The 15,351-nt window shown below is 66.9% G+C and carries 17 protein-coding genes and 1 pseudogene; 11 read left to right on the forward strand and 7 right to left on the reverse strand.

The features are described from left to right. From V2B31_RS14390 to ung, 3 genes and pseudogenes are all read right to left on the reverse strand, one after another. Positions 1 to 665, reverse strand: a pseudogene (locus tag V2B31_RS14390) (cysteine--tRNA ligase); the annotation flags it as partial. 46 nt (positions 666 to 711) lie between these two features. Beyond that, positions 712 to 1,383, reverse strand: coding sequence for a queuosine precursor transporter (locus tag V2B31_RS14395; RefSeq protein WP_328279681.1), 672 nt, complete (start codon positions 1,381 to 1,383; stop codon positions 712 to 714). 43 nt (positions 1,384 to 1,426) lie between these two features. Further along, positions 1,427 to 2,116 (reverse strand): uracil-DNA glycosylase, encoded by a 690-nt coding sequence (gene ung / locus V2B31_RS14400; RefSeq protein WP_328279682.1) that lies wholly within the window; start codon positions 2,114 to 2,116, stop codon positions 1,427 to 1,429. A 159-nt stretch (positions 2,117 to 2,275) separates the two neighbouring features. Here ung and bla point away from each other — a divergent pair, with 159 nt between their 5' ends. The 3 genes from bla to V2B31_RS14415 are packed head-to-tail and all read left to right on the forward strand — an operon-like array spanning position 2,276 to position 4,852. Next, positions 2,276 to 3,328, forward strand: a complete 1,053-nt coding sequence (bla, locus tag V2B31_RS14405) for a class A beta-lactamase (protein ID WP_328279683.1) — start codon at positions 2,276 to 2,278, stop codon at positions 3,326 to 3,328. Positions 3,329 to 3,374: 46 nt separating this feature from the next. Further along, positions 3,375 to 3,740, forward strand: a complete 366-nt coding sequence (locus V2B31_RS14410; protein ID WP_328279684.1) for a DUF962 domain-containing protein — start codon at positions 3,375 to 3,377, stop codon at positions 3,738 to 3,740. Between the two features lie 44 nt (positions 3,741 to 3,784). Next, complete coding sequence (locus V2B31_RS14415) at positions 3,785 to 4,852, forward strand: GNAT family N-acetyltransferase (RefSeq protein ID WP_328279685.1); 1,068 nt, start codon at positions 3,785 to 3,787, stop codon at positions 4,850 to 4,852. On the opposite strand, the gene V2B31_RS14420 is transcribed toward V2B31_RS14415, so the two are convergent. Both V2B31_RS14420 and V2B31_RS14425 read right to left on the reverse strand, forming a co-directional pair. After that, entirely contained in the window at positions 4,830 to 5,699 is an 870-nt protein-coding gene (locus V2B31_RS14420; protein ID WP_328279686.1) for a cupin-like domain-containing protein, read from the reverse strand. The genes V2B31_RS14415 and V2B31_RS14420 overlap by 23 nt on opposite strands. Further along, positions 5,696 to 6,826 carry a GNAT family N-acetyltransferase gene (locus V2B31_RS14425; protein ID WP_328279687.1) on the reverse strand — a complete coding sequence of 377 codons (1,131 nt, stop codon included), beginning with the start codon at positions 6,824 to 6,826 and terminating at the stop codon, positions 5,696 to 5,698. The genes V2B31_RS14420 and V2B31_RS14425 overlap by 4 nt, the downstream gene beginning before the upstream one ends. A gap of 138 nt (positions 6,827 to 6,964) precedes the next feature. Here V2B31_RS14425 and V2B31_RS14430 point away from each other — a divergent pair, with 138 nt between their 5' ends. From V2B31_RS14430 to V2B31_RS14450, 5 genes are all read left to right on the forward strand, one after another. Next, a complete protein-coding gene (locus tag V2B31_RS14430; protein WP_328279689.1) occupies positions 6,965 to 7,963 on the forward strand; it encodes an NAD-dependent epimerase/dehydratase family protein in 999 nt (332 codons plus the stop codon). Next, positions 7,953 to 8,096 carry a hypothetical protein gene (locus tag V2B31_RS14435; RefSeq protein ID WP_328279690.1) on the forward strand — a complete coding sequence of 48 codons (144 nt, stop codon included), beginning with the start codon at positions 7,953 to 7,955 and terminating at the stop codon, positions 8,094 to 8,096. The genes V2B31_RS14430 and V2B31_RS14435 overlap by 11 nt, the downstream gene beginning before the upstream one ends. A 137-nt stretch (positions 8,097 to 8,233) precedes the next feature. Then, positions 8,234 to 9,271, forward strand: a complete 1,038-nt coding sequence (locus V2B31_RS14440; protein WP_328279692.1) for a KpsF/GutQ family sugar-phosphate isomerase — start codon at positions 8,234 to 8,236, stop codon at positions 9,269 to 9,271. After that, positions 9,268 to 10,077, forward strand: a complete 810-nt coding sequence (kdsB, locus tag V2B31_RS14445) for a 3-deoxy-manno-octulosonate cytidylyltransferase (RefSeq protein WP_328279770.1) — start codon at positions 9,268 to 9,270, stop codon at positions 10,075 to 10,077. The genes V2B31_RS14440 and kdsB overlap by 4 nt, the downstream gene beginning before the upstream one ends. Beyond that, positions 10,077 to 10,676, forward strand: coding sequence for a histidine phosphatase family protein (locus V2B31_RS14450; protein ID WP_328279693.1), 600 nt, complete (start codon positions 10,077 to 10,079; stop codon positions 10,674 to 10,676). The genes kdsB and V2B31_RS14450 overlap by 1 nt, the downstream gene beginning before the upstream one ends. Positions 10,677 to 10,775: 99 nt before the next feature. Here V2B31_RS14450 and dmeF read toward each other — a convergent pair whose 3' ends face one another. Both dmeF and V2B31_RS14460 read right to left on the reverse strand, forming a co-directional pair. Then, positions 10,776 to 11,747: a CDF family Co(II)/Ni(II) efflux transporter DmeF gene (dmeF, locus tag V2B31_RS14455; protein WP_328279695.1), complete on the reverse strand. Its 972-nt coding sequence runs from the start codon at positions 11,745 to 11,747 to the stop codon at positions 10,776 to 10,778. After that, positions 11,744 to 12,016: a metal/formaldehyde-sensitive transcriptional repressor gene (locus tag V2B31_RS14460; RefSeq protein ID WP_328279697.1), complete on the reverse strand. Its 273-nt coding sequence runs from the start codon at positions 12,014 to 12,016 to the stop codon at positions 11,744 to 11,746. Before V2B31_RS14460 ends, dmeF begins: the two co-directional genes overlap by 4 nt. A 96-nt stretch (positions 12,017 to 12,112) precedes the next feature. On the opposite strand from V2B31_RS14460, the gene crtY reads away from it, so the two are divergent. From crtY to V2B31_RS14475, 3 genes are read left to right on the forward strand one after another with little or no spacing between them, the layout of a single operon-like run. After that, positions 12,113 to 13,255, forward strand: a complete 1,143-nt coding sequence (gene crtY / locus V2B31_RS14465; protein WP_328279699.1) for a lycopene beta-cyclase CrtY — start codon at positions 12,113 to 12,115, stop codon at positions 13,253 to 13,255. Continuing rightward, a complete protein-coding gene (locus tag V2B31_RS14470) occupies positions 13,255 to 14,742 on the forward strand; it encodes a phytoene desaturase (RefSeq protein WP_328279701.1) in 1,488 nt (495 codons plus the stop codon). The genes crtY and V2B31_RS14470 overlap by 1 nt, the downstream gene beginning before the upstream one ends. Further along, a complete protein-coding gene (locus tag V2B31_RS14475; RefSeq protein WP_328279702.1) occupies positions 14,743 to 15,324 on the forward strand; it encodes a TIGR00730 family Rossman fold protein in 582 nt (193 codons plus the stop codon). The last annotated feature ends 27 nt before the right edge of the window (positions 15,325 to 15,351 follow it).

Here is a 15,351-nt window from a genome sequence, read left to right on the forward strand (position 1 = left end):
CCCGGCGCGCCCTTGCCCCAGGGGCTGTCCCATTCCATCTGGCGCTGCTCGCCCGGCGGCGACTTGCGCCAGATCGCAAAGTCGCTGGGGTTGCGCTTGCCCGCGACCGGATCGATCCGGGCGTGCGCCGCATCGTCGCGCCCGCCCGCCAGCGCGCCATAATCCGGCACCGTCGCGCTGTCGAAATACAGCCCACTCTCCAGCTCATAGCAATGATCCGGCGCGATCTTCTCGGCAAATTCGATCATCTGCGGCACATAGTCGGTCGCGACCGTCCATTCGCTGGGCGCGATGATGTTGAGGTCGGCGATATTCTGCTTGAACGCCTGGGTATAGTGCGCCGCGATGTCCCAGATGCTCTTGGCGGAGGCGCGCGCCGCCGCCTCCATCTTGTCGTCGCCGGCGTCCGCGTCGCTGGTCAGATGGCCGACATCGGTGATGTTGATGATGTGGGTGACGCTAAGCCCCTTCCACAGCAAAGTCCGTCGCAGCGTGTCGGTGAACACATAGGCGCGCAAGTTTCCGATATGCGCATAATTATAGACGGTCGGCCCACAGCTATAGACGCGCGCATGGCCCTCTTCGATCGGCGCGAACGGTTCGATCGCGCGGGTCAGGCTGTTGAACAGGCGCAGCGGCGCGGCGATATGCTGGTCGTCGGACATGGGCCAAGCATGTGTCGTCAGAAGGCGCGGGGGTCAATCCTCCGCGTCACCGATCCAGCCGCCGCCCCAGCGCCACGAGCAGATAGACGACTGGCGGCACGAATATGGCCGACAGCAGTATCTTGGCGATCATCTGCCCCAGCAGCAGTTCGCCGATCGGGAACACGCCGTAAAAGGCGATCGTCACGAACAGCAGCGTATCGACGATCTGCGACAAGATGCCCGCCACCGCGGCGCGCAGCCACAGCAGCCGGCTGCCCTCCCGGCCCTTGAGCGCCGCGAAGAGGGTGACGTTCAGCGTCTGCGAAATGCCATAGGCGATGATCCCGCCCAGCCAGATGCGCGGCGTGCCGCCCATCATCAGCGCGAAGGCCTTGGCCCGCTCCGGGTCCATGTCCCCCGCCGCCGGCGCGGCCAGCACCAGCAGCGACAGCAGGATGGACGCGATCAGCGGCGCAAAGCCGATCTGCACCAGCCGCGTGGCGATCGCCCGGCCGTGCAGTTCAGCGACCGCGCTGGACAGGGTGACGAGCAGCAGGAAGGCGAAAATGCCCGCCTCCACCGCCAGCGGCCCCAGCCCCAGCATCGGCCCGACCGCCGCCAACGGCCCCAGCGCCACCTGCTTGTTGCCCAGCACGCCTGCGATGCAGACCATGCCGCCATAGAAGATGGCGAAGGCGAAGAGGGAAGGGGCGATGCGCGTCTGGCCGTTAGTCATCGCCGGGCCTTATCGGCATTTCCGGGCCGAGAAAAGCCGCCGCTCATGCGATCGCCGGCAACGCCCAGTCGATCGCCCCGCGCCCCTTCGCCTCTAGGAAAGCGTTGGCGCGCGAAAAGGGCCGCGACCCCAGAAAACCATTATGCGCCGACAGCGGGGAAGGGTGAGCGGACTTGATGACCAGATGCCGGCTCTGGTCCACGAACCCCGCCTTGCGCTGGGCATAGGCGCCCCACAGCAGGAACACGACCGGCTCCGCCTTCTGCGCCACCAGCCGCACGACCGCGTCGGTGAACAACTCCCACCCCTTGCCCTGGTGCGACGCGGCGCGGCCCCTCTCGACCGTCAGCACGCTGTTGAGCAGCAGCACGCCCTGCCGCGCCCAATGCTCCAGAAAGCCGTGGCGCGCGGGCGCGATGCCAAGGTCGGCCTGCATTTCCTTGTAGATATTGACCAAAGAGGGCGGCGTGCGGACGCCCGGCTGCACCGAAAAGCACAGCCCGTGCGCCTGCCCCTCGCCATGATAGGGGTCTTGCCCCAATATCAACACCTTGACCTGTTCCAGCGGTGTCAGGTCCAGCGCGCGGAAATAATCGCTCCCCCTGGGAAAGATGCGCTTGCCCGCCGCCTTCTCCGCCTGAAGAAAGCTCTTGAGCGCCTGCATGTGCGGCGCGCCGAACTGTTCCGCCAAGGGTGCGCGCCAGCTTTCGTGCAGCCTGATGGTGTCGCTCATACCCGCCAGATGGCGCGGCTGTCACCGACCTGTCAATCCACCACCCGCCGTTCGCTTCGAGCCGGTTCGAGCCTGTCGAGAACCGATGGTCGAGAAGTGCGTGTGTCATAGCATCATCAAAGCCTTGCCACCGGCCCCCCGATCCGCGAAAACCCCGATATGCTGTTCCGCTCGCTGTCCGCTTTGGCCGCCCTCGGCCTCTTCTGCGCGCCTTTCCCCGACGCCGATGCCTTCGGCCCGCCGCCCAAGCCGCTCGTCCAGCAAAGCGCCGAGGCCAAGCTGCTGGCCGAATTCACCCGTTTCTCCGCCCTCTCCGACGGCACGGTGGGCATCGCCGTACGCGATCTTCAGACCGGGGAGACGCAGGCGCTGAACGGCGACACGCTGTTCCCGATGGCGAGCGCTTACAAGGTCGCGGTGGCCGGACGCATCTTCGCGCTGATCGATGCTGGCGAGCTTCGCCTTGACGACCAGCTCGCGCTCGATCCCGCGCTGGCGAGCGAAGGCGGCATCGCCTGGATGTTCTCGAAGCCCGGCGCGACGCTCTCGACCGAGCGGCTGCTGGAATTGATGCTGCAAAAGAGCGACAATAACGCCACCGATGTCCTCGTCGCCCGCGCGGGCGGGCCGCAGGCGATCACCGCCTTCGTCACCCGGCTCGGCGTCACGGGTCTGCGCGTCGATAGCGACACGGTGCATCTCCTCTACCGCGCCATGAGCATCCATCCGCTGACCGGCACGTTCCGGCAAAATGCCGAAGCTGCCCGCCGCGCCGACCCGCAACTCGCGGTGCGCGACATACGCGATCTCCCCAATCTCGCTTTCGCGATCGAGCCGGAGGATACCTCCACCCCCAGAGCGATGCTCGACCTGCTCAGCGCATTCCAATCGGGCCGCGCCCTCTCGCCCGACAGCACCCAGCGCCTGTTCACCATCATGGCGAACTGCGAAACGGGGAAGGCGCGGATCGTCGGGATGCTGCCGCCCGGCACGGCGGTCGCGCACAAGACGGGATCGCTGAACGGCATCGGCAATGATGTCGGCATTGTCCGCCTGCCCGATGGCCGCCGCTTCGCCGTCGCCATCTTCGTGATGAAGGACAGCCGGGGCCACGCATCGCGCGACCGCATCATCGCGGAGGCATCCCGCGCCGCCTATGATTATTTCCTCTACGCCCCCGATCGCGCGCACGGCTCGCCACAAAAGTCTTAACAGCGCCGCCGCCAATCGTTACGCTGCCGGGCAAAAGAGGATGCCCGTGACCAGCCTGACCCGCTTCAACGATTTCTGGCCCTATTATCTCCAGGAACATGCGCGTCCCGGCACGCGCGCGCTCCATTATGCCGGCACCAGTATCGTCGTCGCGCTGCTCGCCGCCGCGCCGCTTGGCCGTCGCGGCTGGATCGCCGCCGCGCTGCCGCTCGCGGGCTATGGTTTCGCGTGGCTCGGCCACTGGCTGGTGGAACGTAACCGGCCCGCCACCTTCCGCTACCCGCTCTGGTCGCTGCGCGCCGATTTCGTGATGTGGCAGCGTTTCCTGACCGGCCATATCGGCCATGATCTCGCCCGCGCCGGCGTCCGCGCCGACGGCACCGTCGATCCCGCGCGCCGCATCAGCGCCTGACGTCCCCGCTTGACCCCATCCCGCGCTCTGCCACAAGGAGCGCGATGGCGCTCACCGCACATTTTTCCCGGCTCGATCGGGCGACGCTGGCGCAGCGCTGGCAGGCGCTCGAATCGCGCGCCGACGGCTCTTTCTTCCTTGGCTGGACCTGGATGGGGTCATGGCTCGACAGCTACCCCGTTCAGCCCGATCTGCTGGCCGTCACCGACGAGCAAGGCCGCGATGTCGCTCTTGCGCTGATGGGCCATGCCATGCAGCCGCGCCTGCTGAGCAAAGTGGCGACGCTCAGCCTCAACCAGTCCGGCGATCCCGCCGCCGACCGCCCCTATGTCGAATATAATGGCCTGCTGGTCGAGGCTGGCCGGGAAGGGGAGGCGGTGCTCGCCGCGCTTGCCGCCGTCGCTCGCCGCCGCGACTGGCGCGCCCTGCGCTTAAGCGGCATCGCGCCGGGCTCGTCGCTGCTGAACCTGCCCGCCCGCCGCAAGACCCGGCTCGACACCTCGCCCGTCTATATGGTCGACCTCGACGCCGTCCGCGCGGCGCAAGGCGACTATCTCTCCCTCCTCAGCGCCAACACCCGCAGCCAGATCCGCCGCGCGATGAAGGATCATGGCGGCCCGCTGCCCTCCGTCGCAGTCGGCACGGTGGACGACATCGCGCCCTGGCTGGACGAAATGGCCGCGCTCAACGGCGGCCGCCATGCCGACAACGCCTGGGACGACCCGGCCTTCCGCGCCTTCGTCGCCACCCTCGCCACGCGCGGCCTACCCACCGGAGAGGTCGAGCTGCTGCGCTTCATCGATGCGGGCGGCGTGGTCGGCCTGCTCGTCAATTTCGTCCATCGCGGCCGGGCAATGAACTATCAGTCCGCCTTTGCCGATCCGCGCACGGCCAAGGACAAGCCCGGCCTGCTCTGTCACGCCGCCGCTGTCGGCCATTATGCCGCCCGCCACCTCGCCCACTATTCGCTGCTGGCGGGCAAGGACCGCTACAAGCAGAGCCTCTCGACCTGCGAGGAGTCGCTCGAATGGTGGCTGCTCGAACGGTTCAGCCCGCGCCTGGAAGCCGAAGCGCTGCTGCGCCGGTTGCTCAGGCGCCCAGCTTCCGCATGACGCGATAGACGAAGCGGCGCACGCCCTGCCGCTCGGGCTGCGCGCTCACTACGGCCACCGGCAAGCCGCGCCGCCGCAACAGCGCGTTGAAACTGTGCAGTTCGCCCTCGGCGACGCTGCGCTCCGACCGCCATGTCACCGACAGGCTGACCGATACGGCGGGGCCGTTCTCCACGAAATGTGGCGCCTTCACCGGCACATGGATCGCCTCGCCGGGCACAAGCGGGAAAGCCGTGCCCCGGCTTTCGAACCCATCCTGCCAGACGAGGTTGCGATGCCCGCCATTATGGAATTCCTCGCTTTTCTGCGCCGGCACCAGATCTTCGTCACGCGCGGGAAAGACGGTCATCGTCTTTGTCCCCATGATCTGGAGCAGGATATTATGCTCCGGGTCCATGTGGAACGGCGTCACGCTCCCCGGCGACGACAGGAAGATGAACGCCTCCCGGTGCAGCATCGCCCCGGTCTTCGCGTCAACAATGGGGGCGATCTCGGCCAGCGCTTCGTCGAGCAACGCGCCATAGGCCGGATCGCGCTCGACATTCTTCAGCACCGCCCAGCTGCCGTTGGTCTCGATCGTGCGGATCGTCTCGCCCAGAGTCAGCCCGTTGGACGGCGTATCCTCCGGCCGCACGCCCTTGGGTAGTTTGCCGAGGTTATATTCGACCGACCCCGCCGGCATCCGCTCGGCCAGCAGCGCCAGGGCGTCGAGGCTCAGCAGCGGATGGCCGACCAGCCCATGCGTCAGCTTGCCCGGCGCATCGGGGTAGAGGGCAGCGAACTGCGCCCGTGCGGCATCGGGGAAGGTCGCGCCGTCGGCCGGCATGATGGGGCTATGGGCGGTCATCCCTGTCCTTTCAGCAATCTGGCGGCGGCCTCCACGCCGTTGGCGAACGCGAAGGCGGCGCTGCGGCGCAGCCGCGTGAGGCCGCGCCCCCGCAGCGCGATGCGATATTGCACGATCGTCCGCCGCTCGGCCCACAGGCTGTCGATCATCGGATGATCGGCGGCGGCGCAGCTGTCCATCCAGCCGATCGCCGGATCGTCTTGCACGGCATGAAGATTGGCGATCTCGATGAGGACGCCGGGCGAAAAGCGGCCGAGTTCCTCGTCGAACGCGATCTTGAAGGAGAAAGCCCCCTCGCCATGGCGGAAATTGACCAGCATCGCGATCGCCCGTCCGTCCAGGTCGATCCGCAGCATATGCAGCCGCCCGGCCGCCAGCGCGGCTACGCAAGCGGCGCGGAAGAAAGCCGCATCCGCCGGCCTGCACCCCAGCGCCGTGCCTTCGCGCCCCTTCCACCCCGACGCTTCCAGCGCGAGGAAATCGTCGCACCAAGCCGGCAGCGCTTGCGGCTCGGCCAGCAGCCGCGTCTCGACCGCGCCCAGTTCCGCCAGCCTCTTCTGAAGGCGCCGCAATTCCTTGCGTTTCTTCGCGCGCACCTGGCTTTCCCAATAGGCGTCGGCGCTCAAATCAGAACGCAGCATCGCCCGTTCGTAGCGGTGGATTTCGCGCCAGCCGCGCCTTTGCTCCACGCACACCGCCTCGATCGCGGCGGCGTTCGCCCCGGCGGCGTCGATCCCTTCCAGATGCAGGAAGCCGCGCGCCCAGTCCGCTTCGTCCAGTTGCGTCAGGAAATCCCGCCACGCCGCCGCCTCATGTCCGCGTCGGATGATCGGCGCGCCGAAAAAGCAATGCTCGTGCATCCAGTTAGTGGCATTGGCGATCGGCAGCCGCCCATGGCGCGGCTGCACCGTTACCGGCATCAGCCCGATCAGCAGATCGCCCGCGCGCGCCTCCATCACCCGCACACCCGCGCCACCCGCCAGATGGTCGATCGCCGCGCAGAGCATGTCCGGCGCGTAAAAAGCGTTGGACTCCGCCGCTTCCGCCGCCAATTCCGCCCAGCGCGCACGCCGGCTTTCCCGGCAGGCGGGGGCGTCGGGAAGCGACGGGTGCGAGGCCATGTCCATGCTGCTCGCCTTAGGCGGTAAAGATTAGGGAAAGCCTAAACTTTGCCGCCTAAGCGGACCACAAGGCCCCACCGGGGCTTTACATCGGCCGCTCGATCATCGCAGACGGTCGGCAGCCCCTCTGCGGAGACAGACGAGATGACGATCCTGGTTACCGGCGCCGCCGGCTTCATCGGTATGCATGTCGCCGACCGGCTGCTGGCGCAGGGTCATGCCGTGGTCGGCATCGACAATATGAACGACTATTATCCGGTGTCCCTGAAGCGCGACAGGATCGCGGCGCTGCGGCAGGCGCATGGCCGGCTCTTCACCTTCCACGAACTGGATTTCGCGGACATGGACGCGCTTCAGGCCGCGCTCGCCGATCAGACGATCGAATCGATCGTGCATCTGGGCGCGCAGGCCGGGGTGCGCTATTCGCTCGTCAATCCGCACGCCTATGTCCGTTCCAACCTTGCCGGCCACGTCAACATGCTGGAACTGGCGCGCGAGCGGCGGGTGCGGCATCTCGTCTATGCCTCCTCCTCCTCGGTCTATGGCGGCAACGACATACTGCCCTTCCGCGTCGAGGACCGCGCCGACCATCCCGTCTCGCTCTATGCGGCGACCAAGCGCGCCGACGAGCTGATGAGCGAGACCTACGCTCATCTTTTCCGCATCCCCATGACCGGCTTGCGCTTTTTCACCGTCTATGGTCCCTGGGGCCGGCCCGACATGGCGATGTGGATCTTCACGTCCAAGATTCTCGCCGGGCAGCCAATCCCGGTGTTCAACCATGGCCGGATGCAGCGCGACTTCACCTATATCGACGATATCGTGACCGGCGTGATCGGCTGCCTCGATCATCCCCCGGCCGACGACGGCGCGGCGAAAGCCGGCGGCAGCCGCGCCCCGCACCGCCTCTACAATATCGGCAACAACCGGCCCGAGGAGCTGATGCACCTCATCGCGGTGCTGGAGGATGCGCTGGGACGAAAGGCGGAGATCGACTTCCAGCCGATGCAGCCCGGCGACGTCCACGCGACCTACGCCGATATCAGCGCCATCGCGCAGGACATCGGCTTCGCGCCGACCACGGGCATCGAATCGGGCGTGCCGAGGTTCGTCGACTGGTATCGCTCTTATCATGGATCATGATGCGCCTTGCGTCGCACGCATGGCCGCAAAACAAGTTCCGCGATTCATCCATTTAAACCAACGCTTCGTCCAGATTGCAGCCTCTGACGCCATGATTCGCCGCAACAAAATTTCTTTCGCAGTTGCAAAATAGATTGCCATAAGCGCCTGAAACAGCGTAAGCCATCCTCCCGGACCGAGCGTTGATCGGTCCTGGGTCGCGGAAAAGAGGAAGGACGACACATCGAATACGATGGTGCGTCGCCACCGGCAGGATCGGACAATCCGGTCATGATCGGCGGAAAAAAGGGCAATCGCGTGTCGACATCTGCGTCAAAGATCGTCCCGTTCGGGTCCGGTAGCCGCATCGTGGAAAGTGCCTGCCGCAGCCTGTCCATCGCCGCCTCCGGGCTCGGCGCGCTGGAGGCACGCTTTTCCGAACGCGATTTTTCAGCCACTTTCCTGCGCGTCATCGGTGTCATCATGAAAGTGCGGGGCCGCGTCATCGTGACCGGCATCGGCAAGAGCGGGATCGTCGCCCGCAAGATGACAGCGACGCTCACCTCCACCGGCACCCCCGCCATCTTCCTGCACCCGGCCGACGCCGGTCATGGCGACCTTGGCATGATAACGCCCGACGATGTGGTGCTGATGCTCTCCCAGTCGGGCGAGTCGACCGAACTCGGCCCGATCATCCATTATTGCAAACGCTTCGCCATCCCGCTCGTCGCTGTCACTGCGCGCGCGAACAGCACGGTCGCCGCCGCCGCCGACATGGGCCTCATCCTGCCCGAAGTGGAGGAAGCCTGCCCCAATGCGCTGGCCCCTACCACCTCCACCACGGTGCAGATGGCGTTCGGCGACGCGCTCGCCATTTCGCTCATGGAAATGCGCGGCTTTTCCGCCGACGATTTCCACAAATTCCATCCCAATGGAAAGCTCGGCGCGCAGCTGGTCAAGGTGCGCGAACTGATGGCGACCGGGGAGGATGTGCCGAGCGTGCATGAGGACGCCTCGCTGCTCGACGCTACGATCGAAATGACCCGCGCGCGCCTCGGCGGCACGGCGGTGGTCGATCGCAACGGCCGGCTGATCGGGGCCTTCACCGATGGCGACCTGCGTCGCACCGTCACCGGCAAGCAGAATCTGACCGAGCCGGTCGGCCGTTTCATGACGACCAATCCCTATGCCCTCGGCCCCGATGAACTGGCGTCCGAAGCGCTGCACCTGATGCATGAAAAAAATATCATGCTGCTGTTCATCTGCGAACAGAATCGCCTGATCGGGGCGGTCCATATGCACGATCTGCTGCACGCCGGGGTCGCCTGAGCCTTCTCGTCGTCATTCCCGCGCGCGCGGGATCGTCCCGCCTGCCGCGCAAGCCGCTCCGCCCGATCGCCGGGCGGACCTTGCTCCATCGCACCATCGCCATGGCCCGCGCGGCGATCGGATCGCGGCCGGGCTTGGCGCTGACGGTCGCCACCGATGATGACGAGATCGCCGATCATGCGCGCGCGGCCGGCTGCGACGCGGTCTTGACCGACAGCGCCATCGCCACCGGATCGGGCCGCGCCCTCGCCGCCGCGCTTGCCCAGGCGGAGACGCCGCGCTTCGTCGTCAATCTCCAGGGCGACTCGCCCTTCCAGCCCGCGGGCGCATTGGGCGCGGTCATCGCCGCTCTGGAGCAGGGCGCTCAGGTCGCCACCCCGGTCATCGCGCTCGACTGGGCCGCGCTCGATGCGCTGCGCGAGCACAAGACCCGTTCGCCCTTTAGCGGCACCACCTGCGCCCGTGCGCCCGACGGCCGCGCGCTCTGGTTTTCCAAGACGATCATTCCCGCGATCCGGGGCGAGGAGACATTGCGCGACACCATGCTTCGCTCGCCCGTCTGGAGGCATGTCGGCCTCTATGGCTACGCCCTCGACGCGCTGCGCCGGTTTGAGGCGTGCCCGCCCACCGCGCTTGAAAATCTGGAGGGTCTGGAGCAGCTTCGCCTGCTCGAACTCGGCATCCCGATCACGACCGTCGCGGTCGATCCGCCGCTGTTCGACAGCAGCGGCATCGACACGGAGGCGGACATTATCCGGGTCGAAGCGCTGATCGCCGCCCACGGCGATCCCACCCCGCCGCTCTGATGCGCCGCATCGTCGTCATCCGCCACGGCAACACCTTCGCCGGCAGCGCGCAGGCGCGCCGCATCGGCGCGCGTACCGATATTCCGCTGGTGGAAAGCGGCCGGGCGCAGGCCGATCGCCTGGGCGCCTGGTTCGCGGGCCAGGGCATGACAATCGCCCGCCTCCTGTCCAGCCCCCTGCTGCGCGCCCGCGAAACGGCCGATCGCATCGCCGCCGCCACCGGCCACCCGCCGGACGGCACCGCGCACTGGCTGGGCGAGATCGACCATGGCCCCGACGAAGGCCGCCCCGAAGCCGAAGTGCTCGCCCGCATCGGCGCGCAGGCGCTCGCCGACTGGGATGAACGCGCCATCGCGCCCGATGGCTGGATCGTCGACACCGACGCGCGCATCGCCGCCTGGCGCGCTTTTTTCGCGGAGGGCGGAGAGGGCGCTGACCTGCTCGTTACCAGCAACGGCGCGGCTCGCTATGCTCTGCTCGCCGCCGGCCTGCCGATGGGGTCGCTCAAGCTCCGCACCGGCGCATTCGGCGAGCTGGCGGTGGACGGGGGAGGGCGGGTCAGCCTGGTCCGCTGGGACGAGCGGCCCCCATTTGGATAACTATAAGCCGTTCGCCCTGAGCCTGTCGAAGGGCGCGCACCCTTCGACAGGCTCAGGGCGAACGGGGGCAGGTGTGGTCCCTCGACATAGGGCATTGTCCTAACCACACTCCACCGTCACATGCGCCATATTCGGAATTGCGCGCACCCGGTCGCGCACCGCCGCGCCCGGCGCGCCCTCGGCCACACTGACGATCGCCGCATGAGCATGCGGGCCGATCCGCCAGACATGCAGATCGCGCACGATCGCCCCTTCGGCTTCGGCGGCCTGCCGCACCCGCGCCATCAGCGCCGGCTCAGCGGTATCGAGCAGGATCGCGGCGGTATCGGCCATCAGCCCCCAGGCCCAGCGCGCGATCACCACCGCGCCCAGCAGGCCCACCGCCGGGTCCATCCACCACCAGCCGAGATAGCGACCGGCGAGCAAAGCCGCGATCGCCAGCACCGACGTCAGCGCATCGGTCAGCACATGCACATAGGCCGCGCGCAGATTATTGTCGGCATGGCCGCGCCCGTGGTCATGCCCATGCCCGCCATGATCGTGGCTATGGTCATGCCCCAGCAGCAGCGCGCTCACGATATTGATGACAAGGCCGACGATCGCCACCAGGGTCGCCTCGCCGAACGCCACCTGGGTCGGATGGACGAAGCGCAGCGCCGATTCGACCGCAATGAACAAAGCCGTCACCATCAGCAGCAGCGCGGAGGCGAATCCCGCCAGGTCGCCCACCTTGCCGGTCCCGAACGTATAGCGCGGATTGCGCGCATGACGCTTGGCATAGCCATAGGCGGCGGCGGCGACGGCGAGCGCGCCGGCATGGGTCGCCATATGGAAGCCGTCCGCCAGCAACGCCATCGAACCGGTGATCCAGCCGAACGCGATCTCCACCACCATGGTCGCGGCGGTCAGCCACACCACCCACATTGTCTTGCGCGCGTTCCGGTCGTGGCCCGCACTCAGATAGATATGGTCGAAATAATGGCTGTCCTCCGCCGCGCCCGGCGTGGCGATGCGATCGTCATGTCCATGGTGATGGTGCGCATGATCGTGCCCGTGACTATGCATCGTCATTTCCCGTAGCGCCGGATCAGCGTCAGCATCTCTTCGCTGGCCGCGGCGCGCGCCTCGTCGGTCAGGCCGGGCCGGGCGACATGCTCGCGCATATGCTGCTCGATCAATTCCTCCATCAGGCTGCCGACGGCGCCGCGCACGGAGGCGACCAGCTGCAACGTCTCCGAACAGTCGGCGTCGCCCGCCAGCTGGCGCTCGACCGCGCTCACCTGACCCGCAATCCGTCGCACCCGCGCCAGCAACTTCTCTCGATCGATTACAATATGCATAGGATACCCCACTATACTATGTGGGAGGCACGATGCAAGCGCGACTGACCGCAAGGGAGGTTCCCTCCCGCTCATCCTTCGCCTACCACCGCCGCCATGGACCTCGACTGCGACCTGGCGATCATCGGCGGCGGCCTCTCGGGCAGCCTCATCGCGCTCGCCTTCGCCGCGCTCCGGCCGGAGGTGCGGCTGCTGCTTATTGAGGCGGGCGCGGAGCCCGGCGGGAACCATGTCTGGTCCTTCTTCGACGGCGACGTTGCCGCCTCCGATCGCTGGCTTATCGACCCGCTTCTCAGCCATCGTTGGAAAGAGGGCCATGAGGTGCGTTTTCCCGGCCATTCCCGCCACTTGCCGACCCCGTATAACAGCCTCACAGCTGTCTCACTCGCTGTTCCACTTAAGGCCCGATTGGGCGATCGGCTGCGCCTTTCGACACCCGTCTCAGACCTTGCGCCGGGTGCTGTCCATCTCGCCGATGGCCGCGTTCTGCGCGCCGCCGCCGTCCTCGATGCGCGAGGGGCGGGGGATCTCAGCGCTCTGCGCTGCGGCTGGCAGAAGTTCGTCGGACAGGCGCTGCGCTGCGACGCGCCCCACGGCATAGACCGCCCCGTCATCATGGACGCGACCGTGCCGCAGATCGACGGCTATCGCTTCGTCTATCTCCTCCCCTGGGACGACCGCACCATCTTCGTCGAGGACACTTATTATAGCGACAGCCCGGTGCTGGACGAACCCGCGATCGAGGCCCGCATCGCGGCCTATGCCGCCGAAAGGGGCTGGCGGGCGGAGGTCATTCACCGCGAGCAGGGCGTCCTGCCGGTCGTCCATGGCGGCGACTTCGACCGCTATTGGCCCGCCGACGATCCTGTCGCCCGCGCCGGCGCGCGCGCCGCGCTGTTCCAGCCGATGACCGGCTATTCGCTGCCCGACGCCGTCCGCTTCGCGCTCTGGCTCGCCGATCAACCCCTCGACGGCCTGGCCCAGGCGACCCGCGCTTATGCCAAAGCGCATTGGCGTAGCGGCGGCTACTACCGGATGCTGGGCAAGATGCTGTTCGGGGCCGCCGCGCCAGAAGAACGCTGGCGCATCTTCGACCGCTTCTACCGGCTCGACCCCGCGCTCATCCAGCGCTTCTACGCCGGCCGATCGACCCTGGCTGACCGTTTGCGCATCTTGTGCGGCAAGCCCCCCGTCCCCATAAGGAGCGCCATGCGAACCCTGCTGAACCCGCCCGCCTGATGTCCCGATCCGCTATCGTCATCGGCGCGGGCTTCGGCGGTCTCGCCCTCGCGATCCGCCTCCAGTCCGCCGGCATCCAGACCAGCCTGGTCGAAGCGCGCGACCGCCCCGGCGGCCGCGCCTACATGTGGCAGAAGGACGGCTTCACCTTCGACGCCGGCCCGACCGTCGTCACCGATCCCGACTGCCTCTCGGAACTCTGGCGCCTGTCCGGCCACGACATGGCGCAGGATGTCGATCTCGTGCCCGTCAGCCCCTTCTACCGGCTCAACTGGCGTGACGGGACCAATTTCGACTATAGCAACAACGAAGCCCAACTGCGCGCCGAGATCGCCAAGCTCGATCCCGGCGACGTCGCGGGCTATGAGCGCTTCCTCGACTATTCGGCCGGCGTGTTCGAGGAAGGCTATCGCAAGCTCGGCGCGGTCGCCTTCCTCGACTTCGCCTCGATGATAAAGGCCGCGCCGGCGCTCGCCAAGCATCAGGCGTGGCGATCGGTCTATTCGATGGTCAGCAGCTTCGTGAAGAATGAGAAGCTGCGCGAGGCCTTGAGCTTCCACACGCTGCTGGTCGGCGGCAACCCGATGAAGACCAGCGCCATCTATGCCCTCATCCACAAGCTGGAGAAGGATGGCGGCGTCTGGTTCGCGAAAGGCGGCACCAACCGCCTCGTCCAGGGCATGGCGACCCATTTCGAGCGGCTCGGGGGCGTGCTGCGCCTGGGCGATCCGGTGACGCGGATCGAGACCTATGGCGACAGGGCGACCGCCGTGCACACCGCCTCGGGCTGGCGGGGGGAGGCCGACGCGGTCGCGACCAACGCCGACCTGATGCACAGCTATCGCGACCTTCTCGGCCATCATCCGCGTGGGGCGAAACAGGGCGAAAAGCTGGCCGCCAAGCGCTGGTCGCCCAGCCTCTTCGTCCTGCATTTCGGGATCAAGGGCAGCTGGCCCGGAATCCCGCACCATATGATCCTGTTCGGCCCGCGCTACGAAGGGCTGCTGACCGACATTTACGATCATGGCGTGCTGCCGCAGGACTTCTCGCTCTACCTGCATCATCCGACCGTGACCGACCCGTCAATGGCCCCCGAAGGCCATTCGACCTTCTACGCCCTCGCCCCGGTGCCGCATATGGGCAAGCTGCCGATCGACTGGGACCAGTTCGCTCCGGCCTATGCCGATCGTATCCTGGACGAGATCCAGCATCGCCTTATCCCCGACATACGCTCGCGCATCGTCACCCAGTTCCACTATACCCCGCGCGACTTTGGCCGCGATCTCGCCGCGCATATGGGCAGCGCCTTCAGCCTGGAGCCGCTGCTGACCCAAAGCGCCTGGTTCCGGGCGCATAATCGCGACGATGTCATTCCCAACCTCTATCTGGTAGGGGCCGGCACCCATCCCGGCGCGGGCATCCCCGGCGTTGTTGGCAGCGCCAAGGCGACCGCGGCGCTGATGCTGGACGATCTGGGCAGGATATAGATGAAGCGACTGGCGGTCTATTGCGGGTCGGCGACGCCGGCCGACCTTACTTATGTCGATGCGGCGCGTCACGTCGGCCGGACGCTGGCGGAGCGAGGCATCGGTCTTGTCTATGGCGGCGGGCGGCTCGGCCTGATGGGCGCGGTGGCCGATGCCGCGCTGGAGGCGGGCGGGGAGGTGATCGGCGTGATCCCCGAAGCGCTGGTCGGGGCAGAAGTCGCGCATCGCGGCTGCACGCAGCTCCACGTTGTCCAGACGATGCACCAGCGCAAGCAGCTCTTCACCGACCTGTCCGACGGCTTCGTGACCCTGCCCGGCGGCGTCGGCACCATGGACGAGCTATGGGAAGCGATCAGCTGGGCGCAGCTCGGCTATCATGGCAAGCCCGTCGGCCTGCTGAACGTCGCCGGCTTTTACGACCAGCTGATCGGCTTCAACCGGCAGATGGTGGAGGCCGGATTCATCCGCGCGCAACATGCCGGCATCCTGATCCACGCGGACGGCATCGATGCGCTGCTCGACGCCATGGCTGCCTATCAGCCGCACGAGACCATCTTCGCGATGAAAGCGGATCGGCTTTAATTATGCCCCTCCCGCTTGCGGGAGGGG

This window comes from Sphingobium sp., from assembly GCF_036170395.1.
Classification (GTDB): Bacteria; Pseudomonadota; Alphaproteobacteria; order Sphingomonadales; family Sphingomonadaceae; genus Sphingobium.

What these genes read in the sequence shown, in the direction of transcription:
- V2B31_RS14395 (WP_328279681.1), bottom strand. Translation starts at nt 1,383, where the DNA reads ATGACTAACGGCCAGACGCGCATCGCCCCTTCCCTCTTCGCCTTCGCC.
- ung (WP_328279682.1), bottom strand. Translation starts at nt 2,116, where the DNA reads ATGAGCGACACCATCAGGCTGCACGAAAGCTGGCGCGCACCCTTGGCG.
- bla (WP_328279683.1), top strand. Translation starts at nt 2,276, where the DNA reads ATGCTGTTCCGCTCGCTGTCCGCTTTGGCCGCCCTCGGCCTCTTCTGC.
- V2B31_RS14415 (WP_328279685.1), top strand. Translation starts at nt 3,785, where the DNA reads ATGGCGCTCACCGCACATTTTTCCCGGCTCGATCGGGCGACGCTGGCG.
- V2B31_RS14420 (WP_328279686.1), bottom strand. Translation starts at nt 5,699, where the DNA reads ATGACCGCCCATAGCCCCATCATGCCGGCCGACGGCGCGACCTTCCCC.
- V2B31_RS14425 (WP_328279687.1), bottom strand. Translation starts at nt 6,826, where the DNA reads ATGGACATGGCCTCGCACCCGTCGCTTCCCGACGCCCCCGCCTGCCGG.
- V2B31_RS14430 (WP_328279689.1), top strand. Translation starts at nt 6,965, where the DNA reads ATGACGATCCTGGTTACCGGCGCCGCCGGCTTCATCGGTATGCATGTC.
- V2B31_RS14435 (WP_328279690.1), top strand. Translation starts at nt 7,953, where the DNA reads ATGGATCATGATGCGCCTTGCGTCGCACGCATGGCCGCAAAACAAGTT.
- V2B31_RS14440 (WP_328279692.1), top strand. Translation starts at nt 8,234, where the DNA reads ATGATCGGCGGAAAAAAGGGCAATCGCGTGTCGACATCTGCGTCAAAG.
- V2B31_RS14450 (WP_328279693.1), top strand. Translation starts at nt 10,077, where the DNA reads ATGCGCCGCATCGTCGTCATCCGCCACGGCAACACCTTCGCCGGCAGC.
- dmeF (WP_328279695.1), bottom strand. Translation starts at nt 11,747, where the DNA reads ATGACGATGCATAGTCACGGGCACGATCATGCGCACCATCACCATGGA.
- V2B31_RS14460 (WP_328279697.1), bottom strand. Translation starts at nt 12,016, where the DNA reads ATGCATATTGTAATCGATCGAGAGAAGTTGCTGGCGCGGGTGCGACGG.
- crtY (WP_328279699.1), top strand. Translation starts at nt 12,113, where the DNA reads ATGGACCTCGACTGCGACCTGGCGATCATCGGCGGCGGCCTCTCGGGC.
- V2B31_RS14470 (WP_328279701.1), top strand. Translation starts at nt 13,255, where the DNA reads ATGTCCCGATCCGCTATCGTCATCGGCGCGGGCTTCGGCGGTCTCGCC.
- V2B31_RS14475 (WP_328279702.1), top strand. Translation starts at nt 14,743, where the DNA reads ATGAAGCGACTGGCGGTCTATTGCGGGTCGGCGACGCCGGCCGACCTT.